This window comes from Streptomyces sp. NBC_00096 (genome assembly GCF_045041305.1).
GTDB lineage: Bacteria > Actinomycetota > Actinomycetes > Streptomycetales > Streptomycetaceae > Streptomyces.
Genome location: NZ_CP108221.1, coordinates 6,206,692 through 6,223,218, shown reverse-complemented (window position 1 = coordinate 6,223,218; position 16,527 = coordinate 6,206,692). Strand labels below are relative to the sequence as shown.

At 71.8% G+C, this 16,527-nt stretch carries 17 protein-coding genes; 12 read left to right on the top strand and 5 right to left on the bottom strand.

The window, feature by feature from the left end; all coding sequences use genetic code 11:
- Positions 1-50: 50 nt before the first annotated feature.
- The 4 genes from OG904_RS27650 to OG904_RS27635 form a co-directional block, all read right to left on the bottom strand.
- Positions 51-803 carry an amino acid ABC transporter ATP-binding protein gene (locus OG904_RS27650; RefSeq protein ID WP_405498307.1) on the bottom strand — a complete coding sequence of 251 codons (753 nt, stop codon included), beginning with the start codon at positions 801-803 and terminating at the stop codon, positions 51-53.
- Between the two features lie 68 nt (positions 804-871).
- Positions 872-1,831 carry an ABC transporter substrate-binding protein gene (locus tag OG904_RS27645; protein ID WP_405495477.1) on the bottom strand — a complete coding sequence of 320 codons (960 nt, stop codon included), beginning with the start codon at positions 1,829-1,831 and terminating at the stop codon, positions 872-874.
- Entirely contained in the window at positions 1,828-1,950 is a 123-nt protein-coding gene (locus OG904_RS27640; RefSeq protein WP_405495475.1) for a hypothetical protein, read from the bottom strand. The genes OG904_RS27645 and OG904_RS27640 overlap by 4 nt, the downstream gene beginning before the upstream one ends.
- Positions 1,947-3,116 (bottom strand): LLM class flavin-dependent oxidoreductase, encoded by a 1,170-nt coding sequence (locus OG904_RS27635; protein ID WP_405495473.1) that lies wholly within the window; start codon positions 3,114-3,116, stop codon positions 1,947-1,949. Before OG904_RS27635 ends, OG904_RS27640 begins: the two co-directional genes overlap by 4 nt.
- A gap of 673 nt (positions 3,117-3,789) precedes the next feature.
- Between OG904_RS27635 and OG904_RS27630 the strand changes: the two genes are divergently transcribed.
- From OG904_RS27630 to OG904_RS27575, 12 genes are all read left to right on the top strand, one after another.
- On the top strand, positions 3,790-4,851 hold the full coding sequence (locus OG904_RS27630; protein WP_405495471.1) for an amino acid ABC transporter permease: 1,062 nt from the start codon (positions 3,790-3,792) through the stop codon (positions 4,849-4,851).
- Positions 4,852-5,088: 237 nt separating this feature from the next.
- Entirely contained in the window at positions 5,089-6,051 is a 963-nt protein-coding gene (locus tag OG904_RS27625; protein WP_405495469.1) for an amino acid ABC transporter permease, read from the top strand.
- Positions 6,048-6,857: an amino acid ABC transporter ATP-binding protein gene (locus tag OG904_RS27620; protein ID WP_405495467.1), complete on the top strand. Its 810-nt coding sequence runs from the start codon at positions 6,048-6,050 to the stop codon at positions 6,855-6,857. Before OG904_RS27625 ends, OG904_RS27620 begins: the two co-directional genes overlap by 4 nt.
- A 123-nt stretch (positions 6,858-6,980) precedes the next feature.
- Complete coding sequence (locus OG904_RS27615) at positions 6,981-7,997, top strand: ABC transporter substrate-binding protein (RefSeq protein WP_405495465.1); 1,017 nt, start codon at positions 6,981-6,983, stop codon at positions 7,995-7,997.
- Positions 7,998-8,051: 54 nt separating this feature from the next.
- Entirely contained in the window at positions 8,052-8,795 is a 744-nt protein-coding gene (locus tag OG904_RS27610) for a GNAT family N-acetyltransferase (RefSeq protein WP_405495463.1), read from the top strand.
- Complete coding sequence (locus OG904_RS27605; RefSeq protein ID WP_405495461.1) at positions 8,792-9,847, top strand: LLM class flavin-dependent oxidoreductase; 1,056 nt, start codon at positions 8,792-8,794, stop codon at positions 9,845-9,847. The genes OG904_RS27610 and OG904_RS27605 overlap by 4 nt, the downstream gene beginning before the upstream one ends.
- Before the next feature lie 170 nt (positions 9,848-10,017).
- Entirely contained in the window at positions 10,018-10,692 is a 675-nt protein-coding gene (locus OG904_RS27600) for a pyridoxal 5'-phosphate synthase (protein WP_405495459.1), read from the top strand.
- An 89-nt stretch (positions 10,693-10,781) separates the two neighbouring features.
- Entirely contained in the window at positions 10,782-11,558 is a 777-nt protein-coding gene (locus tag OG904_RS27595; protein WP_405495457.1) for a class I SAM-dependent methyltransferase, read from the top strand.
- Positions 11,559-12,098: 540 nt separating this feature from the next.
- On the top strand, positions 12,099-12,440 hold the full coding sequence (locus OG904_RS27590; RefSeq protein WP_405495455.1) for a hypothetical protein: 342 nt from the start codon (positions 12,099-12,101) through the stop codon (positions 12,438-12,440).
- A 125-nt stretch (positions 12,441-12,565) separates the two neighbouring features.
- Entirely contained in the window at positions 12,566-13,309 is a 744-nt protein-coding gene (locus OG904_RS27585) for a Dyp-type peroxidase (protein WP_405495453.1), read from the top strand.
- Between the two features lie 198 nt (positions 13,310-13,507).
- Positions 13,508-14,215: a tRNA-dependent cyclodipeptide synthase gene (locus tag OG904_RS27580; RefSeq protein WP_405495451.1), complete on the top strand. Its 708-nt coding sequence runs from the start codon at positions 13,508-13,510 to the stop codon at positions 14,213-14,215.
- A complete protein-coding gene (locus tag OG904_RS27575) occupies positions 14,205-15,389 on the top strand; it encodes a cytochrome P450 (RefSeq protein WP_405495449.1) in 1,185 nt (394 codons plus the stop codon). Before OG904_RS27580 ends, OG904_RS27575 begins: the two co-directional genes overlap by 11 nt.
- A gap of 74 nt (positions 15,390-15,463) precedes the next feature.
- On the opposite strand, the gene OG904_RS27570 is transcribed toward OG904_RS27575, so the two are convergent.
- On the bottom strand, positions 15,464-16,492 hold the full coding sequence (locus OG904_RS27570) for an alpha/beta fold hydrolase (RefSeq protein ID WP_405495447.1): 1,029 nt from the start codon (positions 16,490-16,492) through the stop codon (positions 15,464-15,466).
- Positions 16,493-16,527: the final 35 nt, after the last annotated feature.

Genomic DNA, 16,527 nt, shown 5'->3' with positions numbered 1-16,527 from the left:
GCACGGCACCGGGGGGCCACCACCGGAACCACCACCGGAACCGCCGGCGGTCAGAGCACCTTGGCGAGGAAGGCCTGGGTGCGGGTGTGGCGCGGGCTGTCCAGGACGGCCCCGGGCGGGCCCTGCTCCACGACGACGCCGCCGTCCATGAACACGACGGTGTCGGCGACCTCCCGGGCGAAGCCGATCTCGTGGGTCACGACGAGCATCGTGGTGCCTGCGCGCGCCAGGTCCTTGATGACGTCCAGGACCTCGCCGACCAGTTCCGGGTCGAGCGCCGAGGTCGGTTCGTCGAAGAGCAGCACCCTGGGCTCGAGGGCGAGTGCCCGCGCGATGGCCACGCGCTGCTGCTGCCCGCCGGACAACTGCCTTGGGTAGGCATCCGCCTTGTCGGAGAGGCCCACGCGCTCCAGCAGCCGGCGGGCCGCCGCCCGGGCCTCCTCCTTCGGGCGGCGCAGTGCGGAGACCGGGGCCTCGACGAGGTTGTCCAGCACGGTGAGGTGCGGGAAGAGGTTGAAGTTCTGGAAGACGAATCCGATGCGCGTGCGCTGCTTCAGAACCTCCTTCTCCTTGAGTTCGTGGAGCTTGCCCCGGGCGCCGCGGTAGCCGATGAGCTCGCCGTCGACGCGGATCCAGCCACGGTCCACCTTCTCCAGGTGGTTGATGGTGCGCAGGAGCGTGGACTTCCCCGAGCCCGAGGGGCCCAGGACCACCGTGACCTCGCCGGTACGGACCTTCAGGTCGACGCCGCGCAGGACCTCCAGGGGGCCGAAGCTCTTGTGGACGGCGTGGACGTCGACCATCACCTGGGCCTCGCCCCCGCCCTCGACATCGCCCTGGGCCCCGTCCACCGGCCCGTTCACGGTCTCGCTCACGTGTGTTCGGCCGGGTTGATCCGCGAGGTGTCGATCGCGGAGGCGGCGGTGCCCCACTTCTTCAGGATCCGGGAGTACGTGCCGTCCTTGATCAGCTCGTTGACGGCGGCCTGGAAGGCGGGGGTCAGCGGGGAGCCCTTCTTGAACGCGAAGCCGACGTCGAGGCGGTGGTATCCGCCGAGGAAGGTGGTCTGCGCGGCGGGCTGTGCCGCCTGGTGGCGCAGCCCGTTGATCGTCGACATGACGACGTCGATGCGGCCCTGCTGGAGGGCGGTGGTGACGGCCCCGGTCTCGGAGAAGACCTTGACCTCGTACGGCTTCTTGCCCGCCGCGGCGCAGACGTCCTTCTGAGCCGTGAGGGTCTTCTCGAACGTCGTGCCCGCCCCCGTCCCGATGGTCAGTCCGCACAGCTGGGTGAGGTCGGAGACCTGTGTGGTCAGGGTGGTGTTGCCCGTCTTGACCCCGAAGCCCTGGCCGTCGTTGATGTAGGTGACGAAGTCGATGGTCTTCAGGCGTTCGGCGGTGACGCCGAAGTTCCCCGTGCCGAAGTCGTACTTGCCGCTGCCGAGGGCGGGGAGGATCGTCTCGAAGGAGGCGTCCTGCCGCTCCAGCTTCACGCCGAGGACCTTGGCCACCGCCTCCGCGATGTCGATGTCCTGGCCGGCGGGCGGCTTGTCCTGCCCGTTCGGGTAGTACGCCGACGGCGGGGATCCGACGGAGCCGCCGACCCGCAGGGTGCCCGCCTTGCGGACGTCGGAGGGGAGCAGTGCGGCGATCGAGTCCACGGCCCGTACGCCGGCGACGGGGTCGTCGGCCGGCGCGGGGGAGGCCTGGGCGCCCGCCACCACCGGGGCTGCGCCGCCTGAGCCGCAGGCCGTCAGCGCCGCCAGGGGCAGCAGGGCGAGCGCCGCGGCCGTGCGCAGGCGGGTGCGGAGCCCGGGACCGGGGAGGTTCACAGCGGGGAGGCCTTTCCGTGGCGGGGCGTGCTCAGCGGGGTGAAGGTGGTGAGCGGGCTGAGGGGGCGGGTGTTCAGGTGGGTGTGCAGGCGGGGCGTTCCGCACGCGGCGGAGGTCATCCGCGCACCGCCGCGAGGGACTGGCGGGGCGAGCCCGCCCCGTGCGCGGCGCCCGCCGCGGCTCCCCGCGCGGCGTCGCGCTTCGCCACCTCCTCGCGGACGAGCGGGATCACGTACCGGCCGAAGTCGATGGCGTCGCCGAGCAGGTCGTAGCCGCGGGCGGAGAGGATGTCGACGCCGAGGTCGTGGTAGTCCAGCAGTGCCTGGGCGACCGTCTCCGGGGTACCGACCAGGGCGTTGGAGTTGCCCGCACCCCCGGTGGCGGCGGCGGTCGGGGTCCACAGCGCCCGGTCGTAGCGCTCCCCCGCCTCGGCGATGGCGATCAGCCGCTGCGATCCGGTGTTCTGGGGCGCCGGGGCTTCCAGGACCCCGCCCTGCCTGCGCCGGTAGAGGCCGGCCTGCCGGTGCTGCCTGATGGCACCGACCGTGCGGTGGGCCTTGTCCCAGGCCAGTTCCTCGGTCGGGGCGATGATCGGGCGGAAGGCGACCTGGATGCGCGGTACGTCCGTGCGGCCCGCGGCCCGAGCGGCGGCCTTCACGGCCTCGATCTGCTGGGCCGTCTCCTCCAGCGGCTCGCCCCAGAGGCAGTAGATGTCGGCCTCCGCGCCTCCGGCGGCGTAGGCGGCGGGTGAGGAACCGCCGAACGAGACGTTCGGGCGGGGCTGCTGGGCGGGGAAGACGTCGCTCACGAAGTCGTGGAAGCGGTAGTGCTCGCCCTCGTGGTCGAAGGCCTCGTGGGTGGTCCAGATCTTCTTGACGATCCGGATGTACTCGCGGGTGCGGGCGTACCGCTCGTCCTTGGTGAGGGTGTCGCCCTCGCGCCCCTGCTCGTGGTCGTTGCCGCCGGTGATGAAGTGCACGGCCAGCCGGCCTTCGCTGATCTGATCGAGGGTCGCGAAGGTCTTGGCGGCGAAGGTGGGGTACGAGACGTTGGGCCGGTGGGCGAGCAGGATCTGGAGGCGGTCCAGCCTGCTCGCGATATACGCGGCGGCCGGGGCCGGGTCCGGGGATCCGGAGCCGTAGGCGAACAGCACCCGGTCCCAGCCGTGGTCCTCGTGCGCCCGGGCGAGCCGGAGCGTGTACTCCTTGTCGAAGGCGGCGCCGGAACGTGCGGTGGTTTCGGAGCCGTCGTTGGTGGCGGCTATGCCGAGGAATTCCACGGGCATGGGGATGGCCTTTCGGAGGGCGCGGCGAATCGCGTGCGGGCAGGGGTGAACCACCGCTCGCACAGCGGTCGATGTGAATTCGGCGGGGAAATGCTCAGGGTCTGGCGCAGGCGCTTCGGGTGGTGCGGGCGTGACGACGCGGGACGTCGGAAGGGCGGGGGTGGCGGCAGCGCACGTCCGGGCTCGCGGCAACGTGGCCCCGCGCGGGCGACGGCCTGCGCGGAACGGTGGTGCGGAGGGAGAGCTCGGCCCGCGACGGGGTCACCGAGGGAGGGAAGGGCCGGTCAGACAGCCCGCTGCCGCGTCAGGCGCAACAGGTCGCGGACCACACCCGACCGAAGTCGATGTAGTCGCGCGAAACCAGGCGCTGATGGGCATTCATGCGACTACTTGAGCAGTACGTGACGCTCTTCGTCAAGCAACGGCCCGGATGCCGGACGCGCCACGGCCCGCCGGACGGCGCACGGTTGACACGGCCGTGCCGTAGCCGCATACGATCGTCGGGGACCGGCTCCGCCTTGCGCGGGAGCCTCTCCGGCCGCGTTGAGGGACGCGGAAGGCGTGACGACGCGGGTGACCGCACGAGTACCGATGTCCGGCGGCACCGCGGTCACCGCGCCCGCCGGGCCGTCGCCCCCGCCCGCGATCCCTTCCCTCCCCGGAGCGCCTCCCCATGGCCACCCCTTCCGACGTGTCCGCCCCCGTCCCCGTCCCGGCCCCCACCCCCGTCACCGTCCCCGTTGCCGCCGTGCGGTCCGGCCCCGCCGCGAAGCATCCGGGGACGCCCGGCGGCGCCGATACCGGCACCGATACCGACGCCGGGCTGCCGCCGATCGTGCCGCGACGGCGCCCCGGCCGTCAGCTGGCGGCCGCCGTCGCCCTGCTGCTCTTCGCGATGGTGCTGGGTTCGGTCGTGCGCAACGACGCCTTCCAATGGGGCGTGGTGGGCCAGTACTTCACCACCGCCGCCGTACTCGACGGGCTGCTGCTGACCCTGTGGCTGACCGCCGTGGTGATGGTGCTCGGCTTCCTGCTCGGCACCGTGCTGGCGGTGATGCGGCTGTCGGACAACCCGGTTCTGCGGACGCTGAGCTGGGGCTACGTGTGGATCTTCCGGTCCACGCCGCTGCTGGTGCAGCTGCTGTTCTGGTTCAACATCGGCGCCCTGTACCCGACGCTCGGCCTCGGCATCCCCTACGGCCCGGAACTCTTCACCGTCAAGACCGTGAACCTGCTCGGGCCGACCCTCACCGCCGTCATCGGCCTGACCCTGCACGAGAGCGCCTACGCCGCCGAGGTGGTGCGCGGCGGCATCCTCTCCGTGGACCCCGGACAGACGGAGGCCGCGCAGGCGCTCGGCCTGAGCAGGCGCCGCACCCTGCGCCGGATCGTGGTCCCCCAGGCGATGCGCTCGATCGTGCCGACCGCGGGGAACATGCTGATCGGCACCCTCAAGGGCACCAGCATCGTCAGCGTGCTGGCCGTGCACGACCTGCTGTACTCGGTGCAGCTGGTCTACAACCAGAACTACCAGGTCATCCCGCTGCTGATGGTGGCCACCCTCTGGTACATCGCCGTCACCACCGTGCTGGGCGCGGGCCAGTACCACGTCGAGCGGTACTACGCGCGCGGCACCTCGCGGGGTCTGCCGCCCACGCCGCTGGGGCTGCTGCGCACCCGGCTGGCCGGCCTGCGGTCCCGGCTGCGCACGGCGACCGCGCCCGGCGGCCACTAGCGCCGCGACCGTCTCTTCCGGGTCTCGCCGGCACCTCCGTTTCATTTCGCCAAGAGGCGTTATATGTACGGCGGATGAAATCGGAACACGATTCCGCGCATCCCGATATCCAGGCCGTTGACACCCTTTCTCGGGGCTGCCTAGCTTACGCCGCAGACAACAGATATCGGCGGCCTCTCCTGTCCGGCATGACGGCTGCTTTCGATTCCGCGCCTATTCGAAGCCGCTGGAGTGTCCTTGACCGAATCGCTGCTCCTCCCCGCGCCCGTCGGCCCCTCCGGGCCGCCCGGGCCGGCCGAGCGGGTCCTCCCGCTCCGCCGGCCCGGGCGGTGGGTCGCCGGCATCGTCGTACTGGTGCTGGCCTCGCAGGCCGCCCACGGGCTGATCACCAACCCCTTCTACCAATGGGACCGCTTCGCCTACTGGTTCGTCCGCCCGGTCATCCTGGACGGGCTGCTCATCACCCTCCAGGTGGCCGCGTACAGCGCGGTCCTCGGCCTGGTCGGCGGTGTCCTGCTCGCCCTCGGCCGGCTCTCGGGCAACGCGGTACTGCGGTCGGCGAGCTGGACGTACATCTGGCTCTTCCGCTCCGTGCCGCTGATCGTCGTCCTGCTCTTCCTCTACAACTTCAGCGCCCTCTACCCCACCCTCAGCATCGGGGTGCCGTTCGGGCCGGCCTTCTTCACCTTCGACGAATCGCGGCTCGCCACGGACATCGTGGTCGCGGTGGTCGGCCTGAGCCTGAGCGAGGCGGCGTACGCCGCCGAGATCGTCCGGGCCGGCGTGCTCTCGGTGGACCAGGGTCAGCACGAGGCGGCCGCGGCCCTGGGCCTGCCCCGGCGCTACCAGTTCGCCCGGATCGTCTTTCCCCAGGCACTGCGCTCGATCGTCCCCTCGTACGTCAACCAGCTGATCGGCCTGCTCAAGGCCACCTCACTGGTCTTCTACGTATCGCTGCTCGACCTGTTCGGCTCGGCGCAGAGCCTGGGCAGCACCTATCCCGGTGACGTGGTGCCACTGCTGCTGGTCGCGACCGTCTGGTACGTGGTCCTGACCAGCCTGGTCTCCGTCGTGCAGTTCTACGTCGAGCGGTACTACGCCCGCGGGGCGCTGCGCACGGTACCGCCGACTCCCCTCCAGCGGGCCCGGGCGGGCCTGCGCGAGCTGCGGATCCGCTTCCGGAAGGAGACAGGCCGATGACCGGGACAGCCGGGACGACCGGCGCCGTCCGTACCGCGGCCGCACCGCCCGCCGCCATCGAGGTGCACGGCGTGCACAAGTGGTACGGCGGCCGGGCGGTCCTGGACGGAGTGAGCCTGACCGTCGCCCCGGGTACGGTCACCGTGATCCTGGGCCGCTCGGGCTCCGGCAAGTCCACCCTGCTGCGGGTGCTCAACCACCTGGAGAAGCCCGAGTCCGGCCACGTCAGCGTGGGCGGCGAGCTGATCGGCGTCCAGCGGCACGGGGGCCGGCTCAAGGAACTGGGGGAACGGGCGATCCTCGCCCAGCGCGGCCGGATCGGCTTCGTCTTCCAGAACTTCAACCTCTTCCCGCACCTGACGGTGCTGGACAACGTCGCCGCCGCCCCGGTCGCCACCGGCAGGCTGCCCCGGCCGCAGGCGCAGGCTCTGGCGCGCGAGCTGCTGCAGCGCGTCGGGCTCGGTGACCGTACCGGCGCCTACCCGCGCCAGCTGTCCGGCGGGCAGCAGCAGCGGGTGGCGATCGCCCGGGCGCTGGCCCTGCGGCCGGGGGTCATCCTCTTCGACGAACCGACCTCCGCGCTCGACCCCGAACTGGTCGGCGAGGTGCTGTCCGTCATCAAGGACCTGGCCACCGGGGGCACCACCCTCGTGATCGTGACCCACGAGATCGGCTTCGCCCGCGAGGTGGCCGACGAGGTCGTCTTCCTCCACGAGGGGCGCATCGTCGAACAGGGGCCGCCCGGCCAGGTGCTGGACCACCCGGCGCACCCGCGGACCCGGGAGTTCCTCAGCAAGGTGCTCTGACCCACCGGGTCGCCTCGCCCTCCCCGTGCCCCCGCGTTTCCCACGTTCCCCCCTTCCCCCCTTCTCCCCCGTCTCCCCCTTCACCCGAGTTCCCGAACACCCGAACACCCGAAAAGGAACGCCATGCAACGCCAGTCCACCCTGCGCAACAGACTCGTCCGCGGCCTCGGCGCGGCGACCGCCGCCGTCGCCCTCGCCGGCGGGCTCACCGCCTGCGGCGGGGACGCGAAGGCCTCGGGCACCGCCTCGGACAAGGTGACCGTCGGCGCCGTCTCCAACGGGGCCGCCCAGCAGGCCGAGTTGTCCGTCCCGGTCGTCGAGTCCCTGCGCGCACAACTCCCCAAGGCCGTACGCGATCGCGGCGAGCTGGTCATCGGGGTCGGCGCCCTGCCCGCCGGGTTCCCGCCCCTCGCCTACGTCGGCACCGACCAGAAGACCCTCACGGGCGCGGAGCCCGACCTCGGCCGTCTCGTCGCCGCGACCCTGGGGCTCAAGCCCGTGGTGAAGAACTCCACTTGGGAGAACCTCTTCGTCGGCATCGACAGCGGCAAGGTCGACGTGGCCTTCTCCAACGTCACCGTCACCGAGGAGCGCAAGAAGAAGTACGACTTCGCCTCCTACCGGCAGGACAACCTGGCCTTCGAGGTGCTGAAGGAGAGCGCCTGGAACTTCGGCGGCGACTACCACAACCTCGCGGGCAAGACGGTGTCGGTCAGCAAGGGCACCAACCAGGAGAAGATCCTCCTGGAGTGGCAGAAGAAGCTCCAGTCCGAGGGCAAGGACTTCGAGGTCAAGTACTTCCCGGACGCCAACAGCGTCTACCTGGCGCTGAGCGGCAAGAAGATCGACCTCAGCTTCGGCCCGAACCCCTCGATCTCGTACCACATCACCCAGACCGCGAGCGGCAACTCCCCTACCCGCAACGCCGGTTCGTTCTCGGGTGCCGGTGAGACCCTCCAGGGGCTGATCGCCGCGACCGCGAAGAAGGACAGCGGGCTGGCCGAGCCGGTGGCCGAGGCCATCAACCACCTGGTCAAGAACGGCCAGTACGCGCAGCTCCTCACCACGTGGAACCTGTCCAACGAGGCCGTGACCACCTCTGAGGTCAACCCGCCCGGGCTGCCCACGACCAACTCCTGACTCCGCGGGCCGTCCCCGGCCCGGGCCGCCCCACGGAAGGATGGTTCCGCCTCCATGAGTACCGTCACCCCCACCCCGGTGACCCCGCACGTCCTCGACAATCCGGCCTGGGCCTCGCTGTCCGGCGCGCACGCGGCCTTCGCCGAGCGGGCCGGCGGCCCGGCCGCCCCGTACGCCGCCCGCTACGCGGCTGACGTCGCACCGTTCTCCGCGATCGCCGATCCGGACGATCCGCGCTCCTGGGAGGCGCTCGGCTCGCTGACCGGCGCGGGCGGGGTCGTCTCCCTCGCCGGGGTGCTGACCCCGCCCGACGGCTGGGAGACCGCCGGCTCGATCGAGGGGGTCCAGCTGGTCGACACCTCCCTGCGCGCCGAACCCGCTCCCGGGGCGGTGCGCCTTGGACCGGCCGACGTGCCCGAGATCCTGGATCTGATCGCCCTGACGAGGCCGGGGCCGTTCCTGCCGCGCACCATCGAACTGGGCACCTACCTCGGGATCCGTCACCGGGGCCGGCTGGTGGCGATGGCCGGGGAGCGGCTGCGCCCGCCCGGCTGGACGGAGATCAGCGCGGTGTGCACCCATCCCGACCACCGCGGCAGGGGCCTGGCGACGCTCCTGGTGCGGGCCGTCGCCGCGGGCATCCGGGAGCGGGGGGAGGTGCCGTTCCTGCACACCGCCGCGAGCAATACGGGTGCGGTCCGGCTCTACGAGTCGATCGGCTTCACCGTGCGCCGCAGGCCCTCCTTCATGGCCCTGCGGGTGCCGGCCGGCATTGAGATCGAGGGGGTCCGGTCGTGAAGTTCCTGGCCATCACCCTGATCACGGACACCGCGGACCCGGCGACGGGGGCCCCGACCCCCACGCGCGAACGGTTCCGGCAGGTCGTCTCGGCCGCGCTGCTGGCGGAGGAGCTCGGCTTCGACGGCTTCGGCGTGGGCGAGCGCCACGAGCGGCCGTTCCTGTCGTCCTCGCCGCCCGTGGTGCTCGGCCACATCGCCGCCCTGACCCATCGCATCCGGCTGTACACGGCGGTGACCACCCTGAGCCTGCTCGACCCGGTGCGGGCGTACGAGGACTACGCGACGCTCGACCACCTCAGCGACGGCCGGCTGGAGCTGATGATCGGCAAGGGGAACGGCACGGCCCAGCGCGAGCTGTTCGACGTGAGCCCCGAGGACCAGTGGGAGCGCAACTCCGAGGGATACGAGCTCTTCCGGCGGATCTGGCGGGAGGAGAAGGTGACGGCGCGGCCGCGCTTCCGGCCCGCGCTGGCCGGCGCCGAGGTACTGCCCCGGCCGTACCAGCGCGACCTGCGGGTCTGGCACGGCAGCGCCACGAGCCGGGAGTCCGTCGATCTCGCGGCGCGCTACGGCGACCCGCTCTTCTCGGCCAACGTGACCCACCCGATCGGGCCGTACGCCGAGCTGATCCGGCACTACCGCGAGCGCTGGGTGCACTACGGGCACGATCCGGCGCACGCGGTCGTGGGCGCGGGCACGGCGGGCTTCCACACGGCGCCCACCTCGCAGCGGGCGGTGGCCGCGTACCGGCCGGCGTTCGGGCGCTACCTCGCCCTGCACGAGGCGCAGGGACTGGAGCCGGTCTTCCCGACCCTGGAGGACTTCGTCGAGCGGAGTTCGGCCCTGATCGGCAGCCCCCAGCAGGTGATCGAGAAGGTGCACCGCTACCACGAGGAGTTCGGCCACACGGTCCTGCACCTCCAGGCCGAGCCCGGCGGGCTCACCGACGCCGAGCACCGGGCTTCCCTCGAACTGTTCCAGTCGCAGGTCGCGCCGGTGCTGCGCCGGTCGATCCCGGACCCCGTCTTCCCCTCCCCCGCCGACGGGTGAGGTGTCCGGCCCCCCGCCCGGACACCGGCACATCGCACAAAACCGCATCTGTGGCTTGACTGGTCATTTCCACGGGATTTTGCAAGGTGATTTACGGAGCGAGCCTCGCGGATGCAACATTGGTGGTGTAGGAGTGTGCGCACGGTTGCGGGAGTCCGGAGGAGCCGGGGATGACAGTGGGTCCGGAGCAGGTTGACAGCACGCGGCAGTGGCTGCGCGGCCTCGAGGTGTTCGCGGGACCGCTGCCGGAGTTCGATCCGGCAGCGGCGCCCGCCGACCCGTTGCGGCTCTTCCTCTCCTGGCTCGTCGAGGCGGTGGCCGACGGCGTGCGCGATCCGCACGCGATGACCCTGTCGACGGTCGATGCGGCCGGGGATCCCGATGCGCGGGTGCTGATCCTCAAGGGCGTGGGCGCCTCGGGGTGGCAGTTCGCGGGCCACGCCTTCAGCCCCAAGGGCGTTCAGCTCGCCTGCCACCCACGGGCCGCCCTGACCTTCTACTGGCCGGAGCACGGCCGCCAGGTCCGGATCCGCGGCACGGTCACCTCCGGGTCCGGCGCGGACAACGCCGCGGACTTCCTCGGCCGCTCCGCCACGGCGCGCGCGGAGTCGCTCGTGGCCCGCCAGAGCCAGTACCTGATGGACACCGATGAGCGCGACCAGGCCCTGGAGAAGTCCCTGGCCCTCATCGCGAAGGAGCCCTCGCTCGTGGACTCCGCGTGGACGCTGTACACCCTCGCCCCCGCGGAGGTGGAGTTCTGGCAGGCCGCCGAGAGCCGCGTGCACACCCGCCTGCGCTACGAGCGCGTCCGTGACGGCTGGGAACGGCTCCGGCTCTGGTCGTAGCGGCGCCTCCGCGACCACCCCGCGCGGGCGCCGGCCGCGCGGGCGTACGGCATCCCCCCTGTTCCTGCTCACGAGGCGAGGTAAGGACCATGAACACACGCACCCAGGACGGCAGCGCCGGAGACGTCGACTACGGCGCCATCGGCTCCGGGTACTCCTCCTACCGGCGGCCCGATGCCCGCGTGGCCCGGTTCATCGCGGAGGCCCTGGGCGACGCGCAGAACGTCCTCAACGTCGGCGCGGGATCCGGGTCCTACGAGAGCGCCGCCCGCGCCGTGACCGCCGTCGAACCCTCCGAGTCCATGCGCGCCCAGCGCCCGGCCCGGCTCGCCCGGGCGGTCGACGCCGTCGCGGAGGACCTGCCCTTCGCCGACGGCGAGTTCGACGGGGCGATGACCCTGTTCAGCGTCCACCAGTGGAGCGACGTCGCGGCCGGCCTGCGCGAGATGCGGCGCGTCACCCGCGGCCCGGTCGTCGTCCTGACGTGCGATCCGAAGCTCGTGCGCGACTTCTGGCTCCACGAGTACGCACCCGAGGTGCTCGACACCGAAGCGCGCCGCTACCCGCCCATCGAGGACATGGCCGCGGCCCTCGGCGGCAGCGGCACCATCCAGACCGTTCCGATCCCGCTGGACTGCACCGACGGGTTCAACGAGGCCTACTACGGCCGGCCCGAGCTGCTCCTGGATCCGGCCGCCCGGCAGGCCTGCTCCGCCTGGAGCTTCGTCGGCGACGAGACCCGTGAACGCTTCGACCGGACCCTGCGCCACGACCTGGAGTCCGGAGCCTGGGACGAACGCTTCGGGCACCTGCGCACGCAGGAGACCTACGAGGGGTCGCTCGTCATCGTGCGCGCGACTCTCTGAAAATCGGCACATGCGGTGCACCATGGCGGTTTCACCTGGCAAATACAGCACACGCTGGCATATTCACCTCTTGGATGATTCACTGTGTCCAGACCGGCCAACATGGCCGACTTCCGTGTCCGAAACCAGTCGTGCCCCACGGCCGGCAGTTGGTTCACTGGCTGCGGACACCCGCCCCTGGGGCTGCTTGCGGCTCTCGCCGCCACAGGGTCGCGGTGAAGGAAGCCCCTGCTCGCCGATCGCGGTGTTCGACGAGCAGGGGCTCCGTCATGCCGGGCGGGCGGGGCCGGGCGGGCCTGCAGGCCGGGCGACCGGGGCGATGTCCGGATCCCGCCCACACAACGGACCGCATACATGGGCATTTGCCAGCTCAGATGTCTCTTACGCACGGCATTTGCCCCCCCCACGGTCATTCCCAACCTCGCACCTGCGAGGCGGGCCGGTGGCGCGTCAGGAGGGTACGTCCATGCCGTACAGCCGCCATCCGCGCATCCCGGCCGTCATCGCCGCCTCCGTCGTCACGGGTCTGCTGCTGGCCGGGTGCGGGCAGTCCGCACGTACCAGGGCGCCCTCCTGCACGAGGTGCTCAAGAACGCGCAGCCCCGCTTCGACGAGTCGAAGAAGAACGGACAGCTGCGGGGCGTCGTCGCCGCCACGGGTGGCGGCGACTACCGCGCCGTGTTCGCCTGGGCCGAGCTCGACCCGGGCTTCGCCAAGTCCCAGGTGCTCCTGGCGGTTTCCGAGGACGGCGTCCCCTTCGAGGACGCGTCGGGGCCGCGTCTGGTCGTGCCGCAGGACACCAAGGGCGGCCGCTACGTCTCCGAGCTGAACCAGCTGTGGGTCGGTGTCGTCGATCCGGTGGTCGACGGTGAACGACACTGACTCCGATCCGGCCGGACGCCGCCGCCTGGGGCGGCGGGCCCTCCTCGGCGCCGGGGCCGGGATCGGGATCGGGGCCGGGGTCCTGGCCACCACCCGTACGGACGCCTCACGTACGGACCCCGTACGTGAGGACCCCGCACGGCCGGCCCGGTCGAGGAGCATCCCCTTCCACGGTCCACGCCCTGCGCACGCTCCAGCGGCTCGCCCAGGGCGAAGCCGAACTCCGCTGGACGATGGCCGGTTTCACCAGCTCGCCCGAGGGCGCACCGGCCGGAGGCACGCACCGCAACCTCATGGGCCACCTCGACGGAACCGCCAATCCCGACCCGGCCGACCCCGCCGGGCTCGCGCGGATCGTCGTATCGGACCCGGCGGCCCCCGCCTGGCTGTCCGGCGGCTCCTACCTCGTCGTCCGCCGCATCCGCATGCTGCTCGACCACTGGGACACCCTGCCCCGGGCCCACCGCGACCAGACCATCGGCCGCCGCACCTCGGACGGCGCCCCGCTCAGCGGCGGAGCCGAACACACCCCCGCCGACCTCGCCGCGTCCCGGCCCGACGGGGTCCCCGTCATCGCCGCCAACGCCCACATCCGGCTCGCGGCACCCGCCACCACCGGCGGTGCGACCATGCTCCGCCGCGGCTGGTCGTACCACGACGGGCCGCGCCCCGACGGCACCCCGGACGCCGGAATGCTGTTCCTCGCCTGGCAGGCCGATCCCCGCACCGGATTCGTCCCCGTCCAGCACCGCCTCGCCCGCGGCGACGCCCTCGCCCGCTACACCGTCCACGAGGCCTCCGCCCTCTTCGTGGCTCCCGGCGGCGCCGCCCCCGGCCGGTACATCGGGCAGGCCCTGATGGAAGGCTGACCGGGGCGCCGCCGGGCGGGTCCGGCGGCGCCCGGCCCGACCATGGCAACGATCAAGCCAACCATGATGTCCAACAGGTGAGTTACCTGCCGGAAGCCATGGAACGGCGCCCACCGTTCAGGTAGCTTCCTCCACGTCGCCGCCACACCTTGGGCACAGGGCCCCATGGGACTAGCGGCACGAAGGACCCGACACCTGTTGACGACAGCGACCGAAGTCTTCACAGTCCGTCCGTACACATCACACTGCCAGGTGATCACCGCCGAGGGCGACCACGCCGTCATAGGCATCTCACCCGGAAACAGCTACTTCTCCGCCCAGCGGGTCATCGATCTCGCCCACTGGGGCATGCGCAACTTCGAGCAGGTCGACCTCATTTACACCGACCTGCACGTGGCCGACATGTACGAGGCCCTCGGCTACGACCCGGACGAAGCGCGGCGCAAGGCGGTCAAGAACCTGCGTGGCGTCCGCGCCAAGGTCAACAACGCGGCCGCCGAAGCCGATCCCACCGGCACCCGGTTACGCTCCCGCCCGATGTCGGCCCTCACCGACATCCCCGCGTACCGCACCCTGCACAGCCACTTGAACAGCCTGATCGACAACGACCCGGAGTTCCGCACCACGTGCAACTCCCTGGTCGACTCGTTCCTCTCCTCCAAGGTGCTGGACGGCAAGGCCGCCACCACCCGGCAGCGCGAGGTCTGCCTCAGGTACGTCTGTGCGGAAGCGCCACTCTTCCTCGACACGCCCGCCATCCTCGGCGTGCCGTCCTCCCTCAACTGCTACCACCAGCTCCTCCCGATGGCGGAACTGCTCTATTCCCGCGGCTCCGGCCTGCGCGCCTCGCGCAACCAGGGACACGCCGTCATCACCCCCGCCGAAGGAGAACACGATGCCCGCTGAGACCCTCCTCGACTTCCCGTTCTCCGCACGCGGCGACCAGCTCCCCCAGCAGGTCGAGGAGCTCCGCGACGAGCCGGTCAAGCGGGTGCGCACGATAGCCGGGGACGAAGCCTGGCTCGTCTCCTCGTATGCGCTGTGCAAGCAGGTCCTCGAAGACCCCCGATTCAGCCTGAAGGACACCTCGGCGCCCGGCGCGCCCCGCCAGTACGCGCTGACCATCCCGCCCGAAGTCGTCAACAACATGGGCAACATCACCGGGGCCGGGCTGCGCAAGGCCGTCCTCAAGGCGATCAACCCGAAGACCGACGGCCTCACCGACTGGATGCGTTCGCGCGCCTCCGAGCTCGTCGACCGGCTCCTGGTCCACGGCGCGCCGGTCGACCTGCGGGGCCAGTTCACCAACCCGTACGCCGAGGACCTGCACTGCCGCATCCTCGGCATTCCCCAGGCCGACGCCCCGCGCCTGGCCGCCAGCCTCGACATCGCGTTCATGAACTCGGCCTGCCCCATCACCGGCGCCAAGCTCAACTGGGACCGGGACATCGCCTACATGGTCGAGCGGCTCGACGATCCCGCGACCACCGGCCTCGTCGCCGAACTCGCCGCCCTGCGCGAGGACCCCCAGTACGGCCACCTGACCGACGAGATGCTCGCCACGGTCGGCGTGACCCTGTTCGGTGCCGGGGTCATCTCCACCATGGGCTTCCTCACGATGGCGCTCGTCTCGCTCATCCAGCACCCGGAGGTCTGGGAGCAGTTGCGCGGGGCGCCGGAGAGGATCCCGGGCGCCGTGGACGAACTCCTGCGGATCAACCTGTCCATCGGCGACGGCCTGCCCCGGCTCGCCCTCGAGGACGTCACCCTGGGCGACGTGGAGGTGAAGAAGGGCGAACTGCTGCTCGTCCTGGTCGAGGCCGCCAACACCGACCCGGCGGTCTTCCCCGACCCGCACCGCGTCGACATCGACCGGCACAACGCCGCCGCGCACCTCTCCTTCGGCGGCGGACAGCACTACTGCCCCGCCACCGCCCTCGGCAAGAGGCACACCGAGATCGCCATCGAGGTGCTCCTGGAGAAGATGCCCGGACTCCAGCTCGCGGTCCCGGTCGACCAGCTCGTCTGGCGCACCCGCTTCATGAAGCGCCTCCCCGAGCGCCTGCCCGTGCTCTGGTAGCAGCACCGGAGCGCGAGGGCGCCCCGCCACGAGGACGGCCCCGGTCGGCGCACAGCCGGCCGGGGCCGTCCGGCTCAGAACCCGGCCAGGGGGGCGGCGCCCGGACCCGCCCCGTGTGCGGGCCGGGCGCTGCGGATGCGGTCCGCGAGCAGCCCGATCGTGGCGATCGTCAGGTCGGGCTCGCGGAGCTGGATGTAGTGGTCACTGCCGGTGGCCAGGACGTGCGGGGTGCGCGGGGCCAGCGCGACCAGCGAGTCCTGTACGCGCGGCCAGGCGGCTTCGACCGCCGCCATCAGGGCGGGCGGGGTACCGGGAACGGTGGCGAACGGAACCGTCTTGCTCATCACGGCCATCGGGACCGCCGGAAGGCGGGGCGCCCCCTCCACGGCGTCGATCGCTCCGTCGATGTCGATCGTCTCGAACCCGGGCCGGTCCTCCAGCGCCACCCCGGGCCGGTTCACGAGCCGTGCGTACGCCGGCCAGTGCGCCCCCGTGTCCTTCCGGATCGGGGGTGCGAACGCGTCGACGAAGACGAGCCCGGCCGTCTTGTCGGGGTGGGTCTGCGCGTAGAGCCGGGTGATCATGCCGCCGAAGGAGTGCCCGACCAGCAGGTACGGGCCCTTCTCCCCGGCGGTGGTGAGCAGCTCGTCCAGATCGGCCACGAGCCCGGGAAGGGTGCGCGGCATGGGCGCCGGGCTGCTGCGCGTGGTCAGGGACGGCTCGGCGGTGTAGCGGATCGTGCCGGGCCGGTCGTAGGCGCAGACCCGGGTGGTGCGGGCGAGTCCGGGCAGCACGGCCGGCTCGGCCGACGCCGGGGGCTCCGCCCGGGTCTGCGTCCAGGTGTCGGAGGAGTCGTGGATGCCCGATTCGAGGACGACGGTCGGGCTGCCGCGCCCCCGGCAGTCCAGGTAGATCTCGCGCCCGTCGGCGAGGGCCACCTGGCGTCCGCCGTCCGCCCCGGCGGGGGCCACTTGGCGTCCGCCGTCCGCCCCGGCGGGGGCCACTTGGCGTCCGCCGTCCGCCCCGGCGGGGGCAGCCGCGGACACCGGCACCGGCCCGGTCAGCAGGCCGCCGAGCACGAGCGCGGCGGCGCCCATCCCCATGACCGCGCCCCTTGGGCACCGGGCACGCCTCGGAC